General features: G+C 38.7%; 13 protein-coding genes and 1 pseudogene. 2 read left to right on the top strand and 12 right to left on the bottom strand.

What is annotated here, in order from left to right:
* From AC27E9_RS16765 to AC27E9_RS16745, 5 genes and pseudogenes are all read right to left on the bottom strand, one after another.
* A pseudogene (locus tag AC27E9_RS16765) lies at positions 1-1,860 on the bottom strand (hypothetical protein); the annotation flags it as partial.
* A 131-nt stretch (positions 1,861-1,991) separates the two neighbouring features.
* A complete protein-coding gene (locus AC27E9_RS16760) occupies positions 1,992-2,390 on the bottom strand; it encodes a DUF6869 domain-containing protein (RefSeq protein ID WP_487132161.1) in 399 nt (132 codons plus the stop codon).
* Positions 2,391-2,508: 118 nt separating this feature from the next.
* Positions 2,509-2,979 carry a DUF6714 family protein gene (locus AC27E9_RS16755; protein WP_487132160.1) on the bottom strand — a complete coding sequence of 157 codons (471 nt, stop codon included), beginning with the start codon at positions 2,977-2,979 and terminating at the stop codon, positions 2,509-2,511.
* Complete coding sequence (locus tag AC27E9_RS16750) at positions 2,976-7,982, bottom strand: RHS repeat domain-containing protein (RefSeq protein WP_487132159.1); 5,007 nt, start codon at positions 7,980-7,982, stop codon at positions 2,976-2,978. The genes AC27E9_RS16755 and AC27E9_RS16750 overlap by 4 nt, the downstream gene beginning before the upstream one ends.
* A gap of 333 nt (positions 7,983-8,315) precedes the next feature.
* Positions 8,316-9,452 (bottom strand): BaiN/RdsA family NAD(P)/FAD-dependent oxidoreductase, encoded by a 1,137-nt coding sequence (locus AC27E9_RS16745; RefSeq protein WP_487132166.1) that lies wholly within the window; start codon positions 9,450-9,452, stop codon positions 8,316-8,318.
* Positions 9,453-9,656: 204 nt separating this feature from the next.
* Here AC27E9_RS16745 and AC27E9_RS16740 point away from each other — a divergent pair, with 204 nt between their 5' ends.
* Both AC27E9_RS16740 and AC27E9_RS16735 read left to right on the top strand, forming a co-directional pair.
* Complete coding sequence (locus AC27E9_RS16740; RefSeq protein ID WP_487132157.1) at positions 9,657-10,205, top strand: cytochrome b; 549 nt, start codon at positions 9,657-9,659, stop codon at positions 10,203-10,205.
* A 394-nt stretch (positions 10,206-10,599) separates the two neighbouring features.
* A complete protein-coding gene (locus AC27E9_RS16735) occupies positions 10,600-12,132 on the top strand; it encodes a hypothetical protein (RefSeq protein WP_487132155.1) in 1,533 nt (510 codons plus the stop codon).
* A 143-nt stretch (positions 12,133-12,275) separates the two neighbouring features.
* Here AC27E9_RS16735 and ftnA read toward each other — a convergent pair whose 3' ends face one another.
* The 7 genes from ftnA to prlC form a co-directional block, all read right to left on the bottom strand.
* Entirely contained in the window at positions 12,276-12,809 is a 534-nt protein-coding gene (ftnA, locus tag AC27E9_RS16730; protein ID WP_487132153.1) for a non-heme ferritin, read from the bottom strand.
* A gap of 153 nt (positions 12,810-12,962) precedes the next feature.
* Entirely contained in the window at positions 12,963-13,415 is a 453-nt protein-coding gene (locus tag AC27E9_RS16725) for a redoxin family protein (protein WP_487132164.1), read from the bottom strand.
* A gap of 34 nt (positions 13,416-13,449) precedes the next feature.
* Complete coding sequence (locus AC27E9_RS16720) at positions 13,450-13,614, bottom strand: hypothetical protein (RefSeq protein WP_487132151.1); 165 nt, start codon at positions 13,612-13,614, stop codon at positions 13,450-13,452.
* A 94-nt stretch (positions 13,615-13,708) separates the two neighbouring features.
* Entirely contained in the window at positions 13,709-15,643 is a 1,935-nt protein-coding gene (locus AC27E9_RS16715; RefSeq protein ID WP_487132149.1) for a methyl-accepting chemotaxis protein, read from the bottom strand.
* Positions 15,644-15,794: 151 nt separating this feature from the next.
* A complete protein-coding gene (locus tag AC27E9_RS16710; RefSeq protein WP_487132147.1) occupies positions 15,795-16,586 on the bottom strand; it encodes a class I SAM-dependent methyltransferase in 792 nt (263 codons plus the stop codon).
* Complete coding sequence (locus AC27E9_RS16705; RefSeq protein ID WP_487132145.1) at positions 16,576-17,289, bottom strand: DNA-3-methyladenine glycosylase I; 714 nt, start codon at positions 17,287-17,289, stop codon at positions 16,576-16,578. Before AC27E9_RS16705 ends, AC27E9_RS16710 begins: the two co-directional genes overlap by 11 nt.
* Positions 17,290-17,294: 5 nt before the next feature.
* Positions 17,295-19,337, bottom strand: a complete 2,043-nt coding sequence (gene prlC / locus AC27E9_RS16700; protein ID WP_487132143.1) for an oligopeptidase A — start codon at positions 19,335-19,337, stop codon at positions 17,295-17,297.
* Between the last annotated feature and the right edge of the window lie 7 nt (positions 19,338-19,344).

Here is a 19,344-nt window from a genome sequence, read left to right as displayed (position 1 = left end):
AGCAATGTCATCATAATCAGAATCCAATAATCCAGGTAGGTAAATGTTATCAATCCATATACCACTATCAGCAAAGTCAATTATTTTACTCGATACCCATTTCAAGTGATGTTTACCGGGTGTTAATTCAAAACTTACTTGTTGAAACCCGTCTATATTATTAAGCCTATCCCCATCATGGAAGGAATTCCATGTTTCAATCTGTACTCCATCGACATAGAAATGCAATGTGTGATCTTTAGCAAGTACATTGAAACTTATTGATTCCCCATTAGCATTGATGGTTGTTTCTAATGTGTGAGTTTCTCCATCTTGCAGTCCCCCTGAGCTGATTGAATAGTTACCATTATGCGCATTTATGTTATTAATCGACCAAGAAGGGTCATCTGAAGCTAGCCAATGAAATGGTGCGAATTTATTATCTTCAAAACCTAAGTATGTTCCTGAAGGTAATGCTGAGGCATCATTGTCGCTTGTATTGGCTTTATATTCTTGCCAAATATTAAAGCCATCACCATCACTATCGGTTAAAACATCAGTGGCATCAAATATATTTAAATTATTATCAAGCTCAAATAAATCGGGTAGTCCATCATTATCTGAATCAAATTCAACAGGAAAATCGGGTGTTGCTAATATGTATTCAATTAAGTTTGCTTGACCGTTGCCATCAATATCATCGGCAGCATCATTACTTAAAGGGTTGAGGTTTTGTGCTATTTCCCAGCCATCTGACATGCCATCATTATCAGTATCAAGTTTTGTTGGATCAGTCCCAGCAGCAAGTTCTTCATAGTTGCTAAGGCCATCACTGTCATCGTCTAACGACATATCATGGCTTAAGCTGTCAAAGTATAGATATTCCCAACCATCTTTTATGCCATCACTATCAGAATCTGCGAGTGCGGGCATGTATAGATTATCAAGCCACACATCAGTGCCTTCTTGCTTATCTTGGTAAAACTCCCAGCGTAAATGGTGCTTGCCAGCAGGTAAAGCAAATTCAACCCGTGCAAAATCAAGCTCACCTTCGTAATACGCTTGATATTCATCATCTATGTAAAAGTCAATGCCAGAATAACTTTCGTCATTCCCTAAGCTGAGTGAGATATAAAAGCTAAGTGGCTCGCCAGTCGAATTAATAGTCGTCTCAAGTACACTAATTTCGTGATCTTGAATATCGCCAGAACGGGCAGAAAAGTTGCCTTTAAATGCTCGACCGTTACTTATTGACCATTGGCCGACTTTTTGTGGAGTCCAGTAAAATGAATTTAAGTCATTATTTTCAAATCCAAGCAAAGTCCCCTTAGGCTTAGCTAAGATGTCATTATCACTGGTTTGAGCGAAATACTCTTGCCAGAGTGTAAAACCATCACCATCAGTGTCATTACTTGCATCAGATGCATCATGAATATTTAAGCCATGGAATATTTCATATGAATCGGGTAGACCGTCATTATCCGTATCTATGTCGCCATACATACTGCCAATCGGGTTCATGCCATTATTGACTTCAAAACCGTCATTAACACCGTCACCATCAGTGTCTGATAATGTTGGGTTTGTACCCGCATCGTATTCAGCTAGGTCAGTTAGGCCGTCATTATCGGTATCTAACGACATATCATGATTTAAATGGGAAAAGTGGGCTAATTCCCAGCTATCGAGAATGCCGTCGCCGTCTGAGTCAGGATTGGAATTTAGCTGAGCAATACGGTTGCCCATGGCATCGTATTGGTAGCTTACTTCTGTAGCATCACCAGTTGCATGGGCAATAGTGGGGAATACCAGTGTAGATAACAATAAAAGGCAAAGGAGAGAAAGCCCTGTTAATGCTTCTTTCACTTGTCTACTGGGCATGAGGTTAATTCCTTTGCTATTCATTTTTCTTTGTCCGTAAAGTTATTTAAGTTTGAACATACTGCTCTTTAGCTATGAGTGTAACGCCAGTCACATCATGGATGGTCATGTACGTGATTAGCGTTAATGCTTTATGTACTTCTTGGATTTAGTTCTGCATCAGCTTGAAAACGATCAAGCAGAGAGTTTATCTTAGCTAATACCGACGCATTTATTCCGTTATCCCATATACCAGCTAACACGTCACTAAATTTAGGGTGAGCTAAAGTATATTTTTCGATATCAGTGATAATTTCATTGCCATGCCTGACTAAGAGATCTTCAAGCGGGCCTGCAGCCAAGTTATCTAAAACAAACTCATCATTAGTTTTATTAAAAATTACAATAATAATTTCTAAAGCTAGTTTAGGGTTAATGGTTATAAGATCATCTAACTTGTCATATGCCCATTGTGTTTCAGCTTGGGTCGTTGAAATTTGATATCGTTCGACCCATGACCGTGCAATTAGCTCTTTATCTGTTTTAGTCAAAATTTACCTTCCTCCTGGACGTGGTGGAAATTTCGCAGTTGCTAACTGTCTATCCTCTGAAGAAACATAGCAACCATTCAGATCGGCATCTAATATTTTACCTTTCAACTTAAATCGTTCATTTTTTGTAATTCTTCAGTAACTCTAATGTATCAAAAGCTCTATTTACCGAAATATCATCAAAACCTGCGCTGTTATCAATAAACCAAAATAACCACTTTTGTACTGCGTCACATTCATTATGATTAAGTTGCGTCCATCTTTGAATGAAAAACTCATCCCAATAATCTGATCTTGGGCTACGATCTAACATGTTTATTATTGAATCATAAATTACTAAATTTGAAGTGGATTCTCTTATACCTGCGCTTAAGATACCTGGTAAAAAATAGCAAAAGGCGTCAGGCGAAAACCAATTAATGACTTCAAAGCAATCTTGTAACATATCGCATTTGATGTTTGACCAATGCAGGTTATTGAATTGATTAATTTCCGCTTGTTCGGTTTCAGATAATTGCTCAGAAGATGAAATATGGGTATAAATCAACCTATCCTTAAACGCATGTTTAATAAACTCTAATTCATTCATTGCATTAACCTTTCGCAATTTCCAACATGTTGCCATGCAGAAGCCTGGGCAATTTGATGGCCATCATCCCCGCCCCCCCAACACTTTTGATCTCTAATAGCTCTAGCTTGAGCCAAATCAAACCAAGCATTTCTTCGGATCCATAAATCAAATTGGGTCATTCCTGCTCTACATGCTCCAACTTTTCCAACCGCATCTTTAGCTTTTTTTACATTCTTATTTAGTCGTTCACATTCATCATCTTCGTCATCACATGTTTCGCCTTCGTCAAATCTATCTGTATCAAATCTATCTGTACTTCTGTCTGTGTATCGTTCAGAGTATTGATAACTTGTATTTCCAATTCCTTGATTAACCCCGGTAGCACCCCCTACAGGTATTCCTCTGCTGCCTCTAACTATACTTCCTAATCCACCCATTAAGCCTTGCGGGTCAGTTGCATTAATAGGATTCCCTTCGACATACCCATAAGTATTAATTCCCGCTGCTAACCCTAATGGATCACTGGTGATATAGCGGCCAACACTCGGGTCATAATAACGGTGCCAGTTATAGTGCAGTTGTGATTCAGCGTCATAGTATTGGCCTGGAAAGCGAGTGTTTAGCTCAACAGGTGTTGAATTGCCATCAACATCATTATTGATAGTGGCTAAGCCGAAAGGCGTGTAATCCGCCTGCCAAACTAAAGCACCTGTATTGTCAGTTATTTGATTTGGTGTACCTAAATGATCGGTATGTATTGCATAAGGCTCGCTTGCTATCCCAGCGGTATAATCAAACATGGCTATTAACTGACCATTGAAATATACGTATTCTTTTTGCCAAACGCCACTTTCATTTGATTCAGCAATGAGTAAGCCATTGGCGTCGTAATGATAATGCGTTGATGTGTTTGCGACACCTTCGTTTACTTCTTCGCCGGTATTCGTAGCGGTGGTTTTACTAACACGTAATTGACGATAATTGTACTGATATTGAATATTGCCAATACTTGCCATACGACGCGCTTGGTTAAAGGTGCCGACAAGACTTGGCTTGGTGACAGTGTCAGCAATAGTGACTTTGGCTAGGTGGTGAGTATTCTCCGCATAACTGTAGCTTTCGCTAATTGGGCCATCGGTTTTCGTTAAACGATTACCTATACCGTCGTAATCGAAGTTAATATTGCCACTGCTGCCTGCTTCGCTACCGTTTGATGACGTTAATAGGCGAGACAGTTTGTCATAACTAAACGTACGATTAGTTGCGGTATTAATAGCGTCAGTTATTGCTTCAATGTTACCAACATCGGTATAGCTTAACGTTTGGTTTTTCAAGTCAGTTAGGGTATGTGTGCTCAAGCGATAGTTATTGTCAAAGGTATAGCTATTGACTAGGCCATTGCCAAATGTGAAGCTGTTTATTGGCCCAAAGGGTAGGTAAGTGGCATTACTAATCAGTGTTTTTGCGCTTTGGTTTTCGCCTGCTGCGGTAGAAGTAATGTTGCTAATTTGCCCTAAGCTACTTAACGTGTAGCTTATCGTTCGACCACTTGGGTAAGTCATCCCTATTAATTGACCTGCACTGTCGTACTGATAGCTTGAACTGTAGTTTTTACTGCCAATAGCATAACTTTCTGTTAATAACTCTCCTAATTCACCGTAGGTATAACTTCTATTGCCAGCGCTTTCATTAACGCCGGTTAAACGACCAACACCCTTGTTGTTATTGGTTGTATCATCATAACTAAAGCTGATGTTTTCACTACTATTAGGGTAGTTAATGTGTGTAATGCGATTTAGTGCATCATATTGATAAGTGACGGTAATGCCTCGTGCATCCGTTTCACTGCTTAGGTTGCCGGCTTTATCGTAAGTAAAGGTGGTTTCGCCTGTGTCAGGACTAACTTGTTTGATTAACTCGCTAAAGCCGTTATAGGTATAGGTTGTTGCCTTACCTGTGGCATCAGTAATTGAGGTGGTGCGTCCAGCATTATCATAACCAAATTCTGTTTTGCCGTTTTCTGGGTCATGAATTTCTTTTAGGCGCTGTAAGGTGTCATAGTTATTGTTAGTTTGGTGGCTTAACGCATCTGTAGTTTTATCAATATTGCCATTGGCTAAATAATCTAGTTGTGTGCTGTTATTAGTACCGTTTGTAATGGTGATCAGGCGATTAAATTCGTCATACAACTGTTGTTGCGATTGTCGTAATACATCACTGCTATCCTTTATTTGCGTTGTTAACTTATTTCCTGCCGCATCAAGGGTATATTCGATACGATTACCTAAGTTGTCACGCATGGCGGTTAAGCGCTGTGCACTATCGTACTCGTAATGTATTTTGCTGCTATTAGCTAAGGTAGAAGTAATTAGAGTGCCGTTTACATCGTAATCAAAGCTTTGTGTTGTACCCGCCCGCTGCACTTCAGTAACGCGCCCCATCACATCGTAAGTTAGCGCGGTGGTTATACCATTTTCATCAATTACATTAGTGGGTTTGCCATAGGCACTAAAAGCAGTAATTTCAGAGTATTGCCCTAACGCATTAGTGGTTTTTGTTCTTAAACCTTGGGCATTATATTCATAAGTGGTGATGTCGTTTACATCGGTACGTGGGCCATTGGTAGATTTTAATTGTCCGTTTTCATAAGTGAACGAGGTGGTCCGTTGCTCGTTAGTTACTCTATCAGTAGTGGTTTGACTTGAAACTAATAAACCAGAGTTGTGATTGATGTAGCTAATATCAATAGTCGTTTCAGGGCTTGTAATGCGTGTTGGTTTATTGGTGCTACCTGAGTATGTGGTGCTAATGGTTCTGGCATTTTCGGTACCTGCATATTCAGTACGAGAAGATTCCCTTCCATCGCTATATCGGTTATATGTCGTTTTTAAGCCATCAACATCAATATGTTCGCTTTCATAACCATTACTGTCGTAGGCGTATGTTTCTGTTGTGATTAAGTTATCATTACTATCAAAGGTTTCTATTTTTTCTGCGCGCTGGCCAAAAGGGGCTCTAAAGGTAGTGCGAGTACGTAAGCCTAGTGGGCTAATGGTGTCTCGTACACGTTGCGAGCTAACGCTATTACCTTGTGCGTCAACAATGTTTTCACCTTGCTCACTAACAAAACGTATTTCGGTGGTGTCAATGTTGGTGCCGTGGTCACTTTTATACGCGCGTTGCTCACCGTCGTAATACCAACTTGCAACACGTTGTCCTTTCTCGTCAATTTTCCCCGTTAATAAACCTAAGTTTTTCACTAATGATTTACAGGCATCAATGGTTAAATAATCATCGCCACTACAAGTTTGTTCGTTATTTTCATCAATATTTTCATTATATTGAACAGTACTATAACCTACTTCATCATAACGATAACCTATGGTTGTTGCATCAGGTTGGGTGACGGTGGTTAAACGGCCAAATTCGTCATAATTATAGGTGAAGGTACCAATTGGGGTGAGTGCTTGTTCAACACGGTTGTTAAGCTCGGAATTAATGGTAAGTGTTATGCTCTGACTAAAGTCATCTGCAATGGTTGTGGTATTGGCACTACTGTTATAACTATAACTTAACGTACGCCCTTGGCCATTGGTAGTGCTGGTTAACTTACCTGTAGGGCTATAAGTTTCAATGGCACCTGATGGTAAGACTAATTTATATCCATTTTCGAGTTTATACAGTGAGTAACCTAAATGATTCGATGCTTGTCCGTGTAACTTGCTTTGGACACACTTAGCGACTCCCGTATAGCATCTATAAGGGTAGTTTATTGATGATCTACCTGTAAGTTTTACATAGCCGTTAAATACATAAATGTATTTTGAATTATTTGTAAAATTCCACCTTTTATTTTCAGAGCTATAGATCCTTTTTAGTAATATAGCTGAACCATTGGCTTTAAAGTCAGTTATTGCCTGGACTTTGATGCCGGTACGATTATTAATAGGGTTGCCAGATAGGCACTCTGGTCCAGTATTTTTCACTGGACAGGAAGAATTATCTGAATTACAAATATTAAGAGTGATTTGGTTTTGTTCGAAAAATTCCGAGGAGCTTGGACCTTTAGTTAATTTATTTATAAATATAGGCTGATCTGGAAAACAACTTTTGCTACCAAGTCTTCTTATTGGATAGGTGCCTTTAGTGACTGAATTCCAAATGTTTGGGTGCTTTTCAATAAATTGTTCAGATAGTCTTTCCCCTAAATTTGCACCAGTAAATAGAAAGTTGGCATCATTATTATCGAGAAGCTTAACTAGTTTGGCAGGAACGACACCTTTAAAATCACCATGAAAAAGCATCTCCTCAATATTTGTTAATTTAGCTAAAGATTCAGGAATTTCGCCTAATAAACCAGCCCCTCTAAAATCTACATGGGTCAAGTTGGGCAAATTTGATACCCAAGCTGGGATTGTTGTATTAAGAGGTTGCCAATTCTCACTGATATGTGGGCCTCTTCTTAAATTCAAAATTTTAAGATTAATCAAATTAGACAAGGAATCCGGTAATAAAGTGAGATAGTTACCACTTAAGTTCAATATTTCCAATTGATTCAAATTGCCTATGGATTCAGGGATAGGCCCAGTAAGACCTTCCTGTCCTTCTGTCCAACCCCACATAGCATCTAATCTCAATACTTTTAATTTAGAAAGATTACCAATTGAGTTAGGAATATTACCTACTAGACCAGCGTTTCTTCCTATATTTAACTTAACTAAATCGACCAACTCACCAATTGAGTCAGGTATGTACCCATTGAAATAGCCGTATATTAGGTCTATTTCACTAATTCTTCGCTGGTATACTCGGTCTTCACCATTATCAAAAATCAACTCATATGTGCAATGTACGCCTTCAAGACTACATCCAGGTTGTCCGGTAAGACTGAAAGCATTTGCTAAGTCACTAAGTGCAGATATTTGTTCGGGAGGAGGAGGTAAAACCGTAATTTCAGCAGATACCGTAACACTATGAGCTATACATATTAAGAAAAGAATCGTACGACAAGCTGACGACATTGTAATATTCCCTTTACAATTTAAGTAAGACATTTCAATTGATATATTAACAGATAATATGAACAGGTAATATGATTGATATCAATTTTATTTATATTTAATAAAGTTTTAGGTGGACGTAATCTTTTTGGTTTAAATGACATTATTTTTAATTGAATAAAGGCTTTGCTAAGGATACTTGTATAGCTAGTATCTTATATATTCCAAATAGTTAAGTTTATTCAATCTGGCAATATTGGAGGTTAATTTTACTACGGGTAAACTTTATTGTATCTACACACCTACGGGTAAACATTAGCGCTTACGGGCAATCTTTATTATCACTACACAAAATTAAACCGCCTGTCCACAGGCAACACCGCTGCTCCACGCAAACTGGAAGTTATAGCCTCCCAACCAACCGGTAACGTCAATCACTTCACCAATGAAGAATAAGCCTTTAGCTTTTTTAGCTTCAAAAGTTTTTGATGATAATTCGTCGGTATTAACGCCACCTAAAGTTACTTCTGCCGTACGGTAGCCTTCAGTGCCGTTGGGCTTGATTTGCCAATGGTGCAAGTATTGACTTAGATAAGTAACTTCGTCATTGCTGATTTGGTTAATGGCTTTATCTGAAATGTCTTTTTGTTTTATTAACGCCTCAATAAAGCGCTTAGGTAACACCGTAGTTAGCATATTTTTAAGTGATTTTTGCGGGCTAGTTTCTCGCCATTCTGCGATCAGGCTGTCGATAGATGACTCTGGTAGTAAGTTAATAGTTACTGCTTGGCCTGCTTGCCAAAATGAAGATATTTGTAATACCGCAGGGCCTGATAAGCCGCGATGGGTAAACAATATATTTTCTTTAAATGTTGTGCCGTCTTCACTGGAAATTTCAGTGAAAATACTGATGCCAGACAAGCCATCAAACTTTTGTTTGTCATGGTCATGCAGGGTAAATGGCACAAGTGCGGCTGTGGTTGGTAATACATTTAAGCCAAATTGTTCGGCAATTTTATAGCCTATCGGGCTTGCGCCTAATTTTGGCATTGTTAGGCCACCAGAGGCAATCACTAAAGACTCACATTGGTAGCTTTCTCCGCTTGTTTGCACTATGTAGCCAGTGTCATTTTTATTCACACTAATAACTTCACTGCGCATAGCGATATTAACGCCCGCCCATTCACATTCGGTCATCAAAATATCAACTATGTCTTGAGCGCTATGGTCACAGAATAATTGCCCTAAGGTTTTATGATGATAGTTAAGGCCATGACGGTCAACAAGCTCAATAAAATCTTGTGCGCTATATCGGCTTAGTGCTGACTTAGCAAAGTGCGGATTTTGGCATAGATAGTTTTCTGAACCAGCGTTCTCATTAGTAAAGTTACATCGGCCACCGCCAGAAATTAATATCTTTCTTCCTGGTTTTTTCCCCATATCAACAACAGTTACACTGCGCCCTTTGTAGCCTGCTGTTGCAGCAGCCATTAAACCTGCGGCACCTGCGCCAATAATAACGACATCAGAAAATATCAATGGAATACCTTTTGCTAACTCACTTAATTAAAGGCGGCATTATACGTGAGATGATAGGTGAGGGCGAGTGATGTAATAGCGGTAAAATTTTTAACCTGAACTTAACCTTTATCTTGTTATAATGGCGCCAAGTTAGAATTCTGGAGGGAGTTTATCATGAGTCATTCAACAGTATCTTTGTCAGGTACTACTAAATTATTACATATAATCATTGCATTAGGCATGATTACTTTATTAGCTGTAGGCATAATCATGAGTGAATTTGAAATATTTGCTTTGTATGATCTACATAAATCATTTGGCGCGATTATATTTGTTTTAGCATTAGCGCGTGTTATTTGGCGAGTTAAAAAAGGCTGGCCAAGTGCAGTTGGACAAATGAGCCAAGTGCAACACATGATCGCTAAAGCTATCCATTGGATTTTAATTATTTCTACAGTGCTTTACCCGTTATCAGGATTAATGATGTCAATTGGCGGCGGCCATGGTTTAGCTATTTTTGGATTTGAAATAGTTGCAGAAACACTTGATGCTGCTGGTGAAACGGTTGCTGTTAACGCTAGCGTTGGTGGCTTAGGGCATGATATTCATGGGTTAATTACCTATTTTGTTATTGCTGCTATTGTTTTACATATTGTTGGTGCGCTAAAGCATCACTTTGTTGATAAAGATGAAACCATTACTCGTATGTTTTCATTGAAGTAATATATTACTAATATCATAAGTGGTAAAAGTTCGTTTTTTTGCCACTTTATTTCACTTATATCAGGCCAAGTTCTTTGGCAAAAAGCGGTTAGCTCACCCTTTTCTCATTGTTGTTAATCACCTTTCTCATTTTAATTAAATATTACTCTAATAGTTTGAAATTACTCAGGCTATTAACCCTAATATAAATTAGCCTTCGCTACAGCCCTTTAATTTTAAGTACTGTAAAGAAAAGTATGGTTAAGTAAAGAAGTGCAAAGATGGTTTGAATTCGAGAACTTACTTCTAAAATGTCGCTCTATACAGTGCTCCTACATCTATTTTCGGTTGGGAGCATTGATTAACTGCCAGAATCTCTGAGCAGTGATGGCACTTAATTTTATTGGAAAAAGATATGAGTTTTAAACCCAGTTTATTTTCAGCTATTTCACCTTCAAAAATCATAGTGTTGGCATCTGCCATTGCTTTTGTTGGCTGCGGTGGTAGTGATGATAGTTCAGACCCAGGTTATGTGAAGTTCTACAACAGCTCTAAAAACGCGCCGGAAATCATTCTTACCCTTGACCAAGATTTAACTTCAGATGATGACGATGATGATGATAACTTTGAAGTTACTTTTAATGGTATTGAGTATACAAAAGCACTTAGTAACTATGAAATAGATGATGATACTTATTTCTATGAAATGGCTTGGCAAGATGAAGACAGTGCAGACCGTGATGATCTTGAGCTTGTTGCCGAAGGGCAGGTGGTTGTAGAGAATGAAATGATTCAGTTATTAGTATTAACTGGAGAAATAACTTCTTCTCAAGTTGAAACCTATAGCATTGAAGTGATTGATGATGATGAAGACGAAGATGATGATTTATTTAATCTACGCTTCTTAAATTTGCATCCTGATTCAGACGGTGTTGACGTTTATATGTCAGAGTCGGATGAAACTTTTAATGAAGCAAATTTAGTTGGAACATATAGCTATAAGCAACTGTCTGATAATCAAAAATTTGATCAAGACGAATATATATTTTACATCACTAAGTCAGGCACTGAAGAAGTATTATTTACCTCTGACGATATCGACTACGCCTACCCGTCACAGTACGTGATGATAGTGCGAGAAAATACTGGCTCTGGCACATCTCCATACGCCATTGATCGTATGTCTAATTCATCAATTGTTGAATATTTTGATACGCAATCGGAAGCAAGATTCCGTGCATATAATGCCATTAAAGAACACGAGCTAATTCCAAATTATAGTGGCACATTTGATGTTTATATTGACGGTGTTGATGATAACGCAGAAATAACTGATCTTGATCGTGGAAGCTATAGTGCAACACTCGTACAAGAGAAAGGCGATTATAGTTTAGATTTATTGATCCCTAGCACCTCAGAGTCATTACTTAGCAATCACCTATTAGGCTTACCAGAAAATACCAATAAAACCGTGTTCTTTTATTTAAATGAAGAAGCTGTTGACCATGATGGCGACGGTGATGTTGATGAAGATGGTGACGGTATTGTTGATGAATATGAAGTAGAAATTCACTCTCTAGTTGTCGATAACAGTACCCGAGAAAGTATTTACGACCACCAAATAACGATGGTTAACTTAGTTGATGACGACGATGATGACATCGACTTCAATTTTGTAACTTTCTATTATGTGCGTAGTGATGAAACAATAGAAACTGCATTATACAAACGCAGTGCTGTTTATACGCAACCAGAATCAATTATTCTACCAAATAACACCTATCAAGTATTTGCGGTCGCAGAGGTTGATAGCAGTGAAATTATTCTCTCAAGTTTTGAGTTAATACTTGATGAAGAGTCTGATGAATTGTTCTTTATTGTTGAAGACGACAAAGGCGCACCAACAGGCTTTAGAGTAGAAGTGATTAAACAAACTGAAGCAGAGTAGGGTTACAGAGTTTTAATAAAATAGTTAAATTTCAGCACTAAAAAAGGCTTGCCTCTGTTCCCCGGCAAGCCTTTTTTATGTTCAGGTATCTCTTTCTATAGCAGTATGCTGATGATGCACGAACCTCAATGTGCAAGCACCTATTACTGAGCTGCAACGTCAGTCATGATGCTGCCACCGCTGCCAGCTTTTGCCATTTCCGCTAAATCTTTATCAACAAAGAACAATGCATGACCATCATGGCCAACCAAGTTAATTTTATCCAATACACTTTTGAACAGGGTTTCTTCTTCGTGTTGTTCTGCAACATACCACTGTAGAAAGTTAAATGTTGAATAGTCTTGGTTAGTAAAAGCTTGATGCGCTAAGGCATTAATATTTTCAGTAATTTCACATTCATGCTGATACGTTTTTTCAAATACATCCGCTAACGACTCAAATTCATGTGGTGGCGCATCAATGCTACCCAAAATTGGTAATGCACCGGTTTCACTAACATAAGTGAACAAACGGGTCATATGATCCATCTCTTCAGCAGCGTGTTTACGCATAAATTCAGCAGCGCCTTCAAAACCTTTTTCTTCACACCAGGCGCTCATTTGTAAATACAAATTTGAAGAGTAGAACTCTAAATTAATTTGCTTGTTTAATTCTTTTACCATTTCAGGCTTTAACATTGTGCTACCTCGTTGTGCGTTTTATCACATAAATTATGTTGGCAAGTGTGCGTTAATCTGAATAATTATTCAAGTGTTAAATCAAAAAAACCCTTATAAAATAAGGGTTTCAAGAGAACGAGAATGGTTTTTATTTATCTTACTCTCACTGTTTTATAACTGCTTTAAGATCGTTTCAGCGTTACTTATCTCGAACTCTTTAGGCTTTTCAACATTTAAATTAGTAACAATGCCATTTTCAATAATCATGGAATAGCGCTGAGAACGTAAACCACCAAAAGCAGCTGTTTCCATTTCCAAACCAAGTGCTTTGGTATAGCTACCGTCACCGTCTGCTAACATCATTAAGTTCTCAGCATTTTGTGCTTCACCCCATGCTGCCATAACGAATGCATCATTCACAGATAAACAAATTATCGCGTCGATACCTTTTGATTTAAGTTCATCAGCAGAAACTACATAACCTGGAAGGTGCGCAGCAGAGCATGTTGGAGTGAATGCGCCTGGAACAGCAAACATAACCACTTTCTTATTGGCGAAGAGTTCCGCGGTATTGTGGTTGATCATTTCACCATTTTTTAGTTCTTGAAGTTGCCCTACAGGCATTTTGATATTTTCTTGGATCATAATAATTCCATTATTAGTGTGACAAAGGCAATTTAATAGGCTTGCAAAGGTAATTTTTGTCGTGGGCTGCGCGAGCACAGTCTTTACAGATAAAGCGTGGTTTATCAACAATATGTGCTAATTCATGCACGTTTTTTTCTATGTCCTTCTTTTTCCATTTACATAAAGATTTTGCCATAAGCACACCCACAAGATAGCCCTGTTATATATTTTAGAATAATGCAGAGTAGTGCGCACGTGAAGTTGCAATAATTATTTTAAAATGCAGAAGCTTAACTTGCTTGTTGTAAGGTTTCACTAATACCAGATACATGGTTATTAACGTCTTGAGCTATATTTTCTGCAAGCTTTTGTGATTGACTCACTTCTTGATCAACATTGCTCATAGCAGTTTCGAAAGTAATGAAGTGCTCTCGCTGTAAGGTTATTTGCTCTAAGGTGTTAAGTGCTACTTCTGCTGAAACCTTAGCTTGGTCGGTTACTTCAATCGCCGTTTTTTGCAATTGATCGGCAATATTTTGTTGGTTAGCAGATGCTGCTTCAATATCGATAATGGTTGACTGAATTGAATTTGTTGCACTCTGTAGCTGCTCTAATTTGGCAGAAATTTGTTGTAGTGATTCTTGCGTTTTTCCAGCTAGTTGTCTTACTTCATCGGCGACCACTGAAAAACCTCTGCCATGTTCACCTGCGCGTGCGGCTTCAATTGCTGCGTTGAGTGCTAGTAAATTAGTTTGGTCGGCAATAGCGGCAATAACATCAACAATCGAGGTAACACTATTGACTGATTGCGAAAGTGAAGTGATTGCTGTTTTGCTTTGTTGAGCGGCAATATTAGTTGATTCGCTGGCTTTTAATACTTGGCCAACACGATTTTGACTCGCTTCCATTGCTTGTTGAGTTGCTTGTGCATTTCCAACAACTTGGCTTGATAAGTCGTTAACAGTTTCTGTAGCTTGGCCAAGTGCTGCCATTATTTCACGTGCACCTTGTACATGTTCACTGGTACTTGCAGATGATTGATAAATATTGTTCACTTGGCTGTCCATCGCTTTAAGCGCATTAGCAACAAGATCGAGTTGATGGGCTTTTTGGCGATCATCACTGGCAAGCTTATTAACCATTTGATTGAAGCTTGAAGAAATTTCACCGAGTTCGGTTTTTATTGAAATACCTTCAATATTATCAACTTTTCCTTGTTCAACCAGTGCGACAAAACTATCGCGAAGCTTACGTAAAGGGTTAAGAATAACTGTACGCTGTAACCAATAGTTTGCTACTAAAAATATAATTAAAAATGCAGTTAACCCCATGACTACGGACATTAGTTGCTGGTTTAATTGTTCTTGTTCGGTAATGATTGTGGTTTCACCAGTCAGTATAATTTTTTCTAATTCTGCAACGTCGGCTGCTAGCTGTTTGATACCATGACTAGTGCTTTGTTTGAGTTGCAAAGTGTTATTAAATTCTACTAAGTAGCGACTCGCTAAAGAGTTTAGTTCATTTATGGCTTCATGCCCTAAGTCTTCACTGTCTTCTTCCTCGGCAAAAAAATCATCTTCGTCAACTTCTGCATAAATGTCTAGTGACGGCATATTTTTTAAGGTTTGCACTACACTCTTTAGTTCACTTGTGATTGTCTCAATATGAGATACATCATTATTATTGCCATTAAAAAACTTTTCACGGGTGTTAATTAATTCACTGAGTGATTTGGTAATGACTTGAGTGGTGGTTAAATAATTAATGCTTTGTTGTGCTGTCAGTTCTTTACTTTGTTGCGAGTATTGAGCAATAGCATAAGTTAATGACAACATGCTTTGTTCGGCATTGCGGATAAGAGCAAGCGGGTCACCACTGAGTTTGCCTAAAGCACGATATTTAGTGTCAATATCATGGTTTAATCTTGTAGTTTTTTCTTTAATATCGTTGAGCAAGGATGTGATATTCAACCGTTGTGCGTGCTCATCAATTTTCTTTAATTGCTGTTGTGCTGTGTTTAGCAATCCGGCATCGCCTGATTGTAAATATTGATCAATAGTTCGATAGAACGATACTGTAGTTGCTGATTTTAGTTCTTGGTAACCTGCTAAGTGGGAGCGACTTGTCGTTAATGAGCTACCAACATGGTACATGGTTGTTAAAAAAACAACGGCAAATAAACTTACCGCAATTACCGATATTCTAGAAAAACTTGAAACCCGCACTGGCATCCAACCCTGTAACTGATGTTTCCAAACGTTGCTGAATTCTCACGTTTTTATGTTACGTTAAGGTTACGGTTAGATGACACTAATGTGACGGTTTTATTGCAAGCGCATGAAACTTGTTCATGCAATACAATGCAGTGTATGCAAGCTAATTCTGTTTAGGAATAGCTTGGTTTACATAAACATCAAAACGGTTCTTTTTCATTTTAATGCTAGTGGCTGGTGTTTTATTGTTTAATGGCGGTGCATAGCTGGGACGCTTTACTACTACCCGGTACTTAGCCAAAGCAAGTGCTGGTTCTAGTAAGTTATCTGCGTCTAAGTCTTCTCCAACTAATGATTGAAATACTCGCATTTCTTTTTTAACTGCCGCCGACTTTTCACGGTGTGGGTACATAGGGTCAAGATAAATAACATCAGGCCGAGTTGCTAGCGACATGTTTTCTATTGAAGACGCATGAATTAAATTCATACGCTCGGTAATATCGTTAACTTCACTGCTGAGTTTTGCCCTTTCTAGGCCATCTTCAAGTAATGCCGCAACAATGGGCATTCGCTCCATCATAGTGACATGACAACCTAAAGTTGCTAGTACAAAGGCATCTCGGCCAAGCCCTGCGGTAGCGTCAAGTACATTGGGTGTGAAGCCATGCTTTAAGCCGACAGCTTTGGCGATGTCTTGACCTCGACCTCCGCCAAACTTTCTTCGATGTGCGGTTGCGCCATCAACAAAATCTACGCTTATTGCACCAAGTTTGGGTTCATCAAGTTTACATAATTCTAGATGCTGCATGTTAACCTGAAGGGCAAAGGCAAGTTCAGGTTTTTTTTTGATGGCTGCAATATCGCCGATATAATCTAATTGCCATTGGTGGGCAATTTTTTTTGCTTTATCTACATCAACAGCGTCAACATAGGCAACAGCGATATTATTCTGCATTAGCAACTTCTTCTAGTTGTATATTGTTATCACCAGTGGCGTATGCAACCAAACGGCTTAACTGACTTAGTGATAAGCCAGACTGCTGTTGCCAGTGGTTAAAACTTTCTTGTATTGCTTGTAGGCTAGATTTTGTTTGTATACCTCCAGTAACAATATCATGTGCACGAAAGTAAGCCTCAACATCACGACTAACAATAAAGGTATCTTTGCCTAGCGCTCGCAGCGCATAAGGTCCAGTATTGCCACCAAGGCGTTGGCCATGCTTTTTTAAAAAAGCCCATAAACCAATAATATTGTCGCTTGGCCATTGAGCAATAAAATCAGCAAATGTTTGGCCTTGTTGTTGCTGTTCAAAAATCATTTGGGCGTTGGCTTTAATCGTTTTTACTTTATTAAAATTACGAATGATTTTTGGGTCACTGGCTTTTCTTTCCATCATTTCTTCAGGCATCATCAAAACTTTCTCAATATTAAAATTGAAAAAGCTTTCCTCAAAATTTGGCCACTTATTTTCAACTACACGCCAAACGAAACCTGACTGGAAGACTTTTTTGCTAAATTCAGCCAAGAAGCGATCGTCGCTGATTCCACTAAGTAAGTGATCTTGATTGCCCGCACCTAATAGTATCTTTAGCTTGTTCGTTCCGCCCTTACGAGCTGCGGCACGTTGATAAATATCATCATATTTTTCTAAAGCCATTAAAATTATCCTGTGATGCCACTATGGCGAAGTAAGGCGTCAATTTGTGGCTCTCGGCCACGAAACGCCTTAAATAACTCGCTTGGCTCTTTTGAACCACCCATTTCAAGAATGTTTTTAAGAAAATCTTGTCCAACAGCTTTACTGAAAATACCTTCTTCTTCAAAGCGAGAAAATGCATCACTTGATAGTACTTCTGCCCATTTATAGCTGTAGTAACCTGCGGCGTAACCACCACCAAATATATGGCCAAAACTATGTTGAAAACGGTTAAAATCCGGCGCTTTAATTACTGCATATTCATCACGTACTTGGTCAAGTACCTGTTGGATTTCATCACCTCTTTCTGGTGAATACTGGGCATGCATCTTAAAGTCAAATAAGCTGAATTCCAGTTGACGGATCATTTGCATTGCTGATTGGAAATTCTTCGCTGCCAGCATTTTATCTAACATATCTTGTGGTAAAGCTTCACCGGTTTGATAGTGGCCTGAAATAAAGGCTAGCGCCTCTGGTTGCCAACACCAATTTTCTAAAAATTGGCTTGGTAACTCAACAGCATCCCATGGTACACCATCAATACCTGACACACCTGAGGCATTTATTTGCGTAAGCATGTGATGAATACCATGGCCAAACTCGTGAAATAAGGTGACGACTTCATCATGAGTAAATAGAGCCGGTTTATCACCAACAGGGCCATTAAAGTTACAAGTTAAGTAAGCAACAGGGTATTGAATATCGCCATTAGTAAGTTTACGGCGGCCAACACAATCGTCCATCCATGCACCACCACGCTTTTTGGCTCGTGCGTATAAATCTAAATAGAAGCTGCCTCTAAGTTGTTGGTTACTGTCGAAGACGTCAAAAAACTTAACATCTTCATGCCATGTATCGACATCTTTTCGTTCATTAATGCTTAAGCCGAATAAGCGATGAACAACTTCAAATAAGCCCGTGACTACTTTATTTTCAGGAAAATAAGGGCGAAGTTCCTCATCTGAAATCGCGTAACGTTCCTGCTTTAACTTTTCGCTGTAGTAAGGTAAATCCCATGCTTGTAAGTCATTTTTCTGGAATTTTTCATCGGCAAAAGCTTTAACTTCAGTTAAGTCTTGTTGGCCTTGTGCTTTTGACTTAATTGCTAAGTTTTCTAAAAAGCCCAATACTTCGTCAGTATTGTTGGCCATTTTGGTTGCGAGTGACTTTTCGGCGAAGCTATCAAAGCCAAGTAAATTAGCAAGCTCATGACGTAAAGACAGTAACTCGGCCATAATGGGGCTATTGTCGTATTCACCACCGTTAGGCCCTAATTCTGAAGCTCTTGTAACGTAAGCTCGGTACATTTTTTCTCGTAGTGCTTGGTTATCAGAGTAGGTCATTACCGGTAAATAACTTGGAATATCTAAGGTAAATAACCAGCCTGATTTTTCTTGGGATTCAGCTAGTGCCTTGGCTGCTTCTTTCGCGCTTTCTGGTAAGCCAGCTAATTCATTTTCAACAGTAACATTGATACTAAAAGCGTGTGTTGCATCTAATATGTTATTACCAAATGTTGAGCTTAACTCAGATAAACGGGTAGCAATTTCGCCGTAGCGCTTTTTGTCATCATCATTTAAGGCAATACCAGACAATCTAAAGTCTCGCAAAGCATTACTGATCACTTTTTGCTGGGGCTCGTTTAGTGTAGTAAATGCTTCACTTTCACTTAGTTGCTGATAAGCAGCAAATAGTTCAGCGTGTTGGCCAACAAAAGTACCGTATTCGGATAATAGTGGCAGACATGACTCGTATGCTTCACGAAGTTCATCGCTATTTACTACAGAATTCATATGTGAGATAGGTGACCATAACTTTCCTAATACATCATCCACTTCATCAACAGGTGTGACTAAATTATCCCATGTGAATTCGGTATTACTGGTTAACACATCTGCAATTGTCTTTTTGCAATTAGCGATAGCGTGCTCTACTGCAGGTTTAATATGCTCGGGCTTAATTTTAGAAAATTGCGGTAGTGATGTACTTTGTAATAATGGGTTGGTCATATGAAGT

This window comes from Colwellia meonggei (assembly GCF_057537295.1).
The sequence above is the reverse complement of the archived record's forward strand: the minus strand, read 5'-3'. Positions and strand labels throughout refer to the sequence as shown.

Coding starts and splice junctions, on each gene's coding strand:
- AC27E9_RS16755 (WP_487132160.1), bottom strand. CDS start 2,979: ATGAATGAATTAGAGTTTATTAAACATGCGTTTAAGGATAGGTTGATT.
- AC27E9_RS16750 (WP_487132159.1), bottom strand. CDS start 7,982: ATGTCGTCAGCTTGTCGTACGATTCTTTTCTTAATATGTATAGCTCAT.
- AC27E9_RS16745 (WP_487132166.1), bottom strand. CDS start 9,452: ATGGCTGCTGCAACAGCAGGCTACAAAGGGCGCAGTGTAACTGTTGTT.
- AC27E9_RS16740 (WP_487132157.1), top strand. CDS start 9,657: ATGAGTCATTCAACAGTATCTTTGTCAGGTACTACTAAATTATTACAT.
- AC27E9_RS16735 (WP_487132155.1), top strand. CDS start 10,600: ATGAGTTTTAAACCCAGTTTATTTTCAGCTATTTCACCTTCAAAAATC.
- ftnA (WP_487132153.1), bottom strand. CDS start 12,809: ATGTTAAAGCCTGAAATGGTAAAAGAATTAAACAAGCAAATTAATTTA.
- AC27E9_RS16725 (WP_487132164.1), bottom strand. CDS start 13,415: ATGCCTGTAGGGCAACTTCAAGAACTAAAAAATGGTGAAATGATCAAC.
- AC27E9_RS16720 (WP_487132151.1), bottom strand. CDS start 13,614: ATGGCAAAATCTTTATGTAAATGGAAAAAGAAGGACATAGAAAAAAAC.
- AC27E9_RS16710 (WP_487132147.1), bottom strand. CDS start 16,586: ATGCAGAATAATATCGCTGTTGCCTATGTTGACGCTGTTGATGTAGAT.
- AC27E9_RS16705 (WP_487132145.1), bottom strand. CDS start 17,289: ATGGCTTTAGAAAAATATGATGATATTTATCAACGTGCCGCAGCTCGT.
- prlC (WP_487132143.1), bottom strand. CDS start 19,337: ATGACCAACCCATTATTACAAAGTACATCACTACCGCAATTTTCTAAA.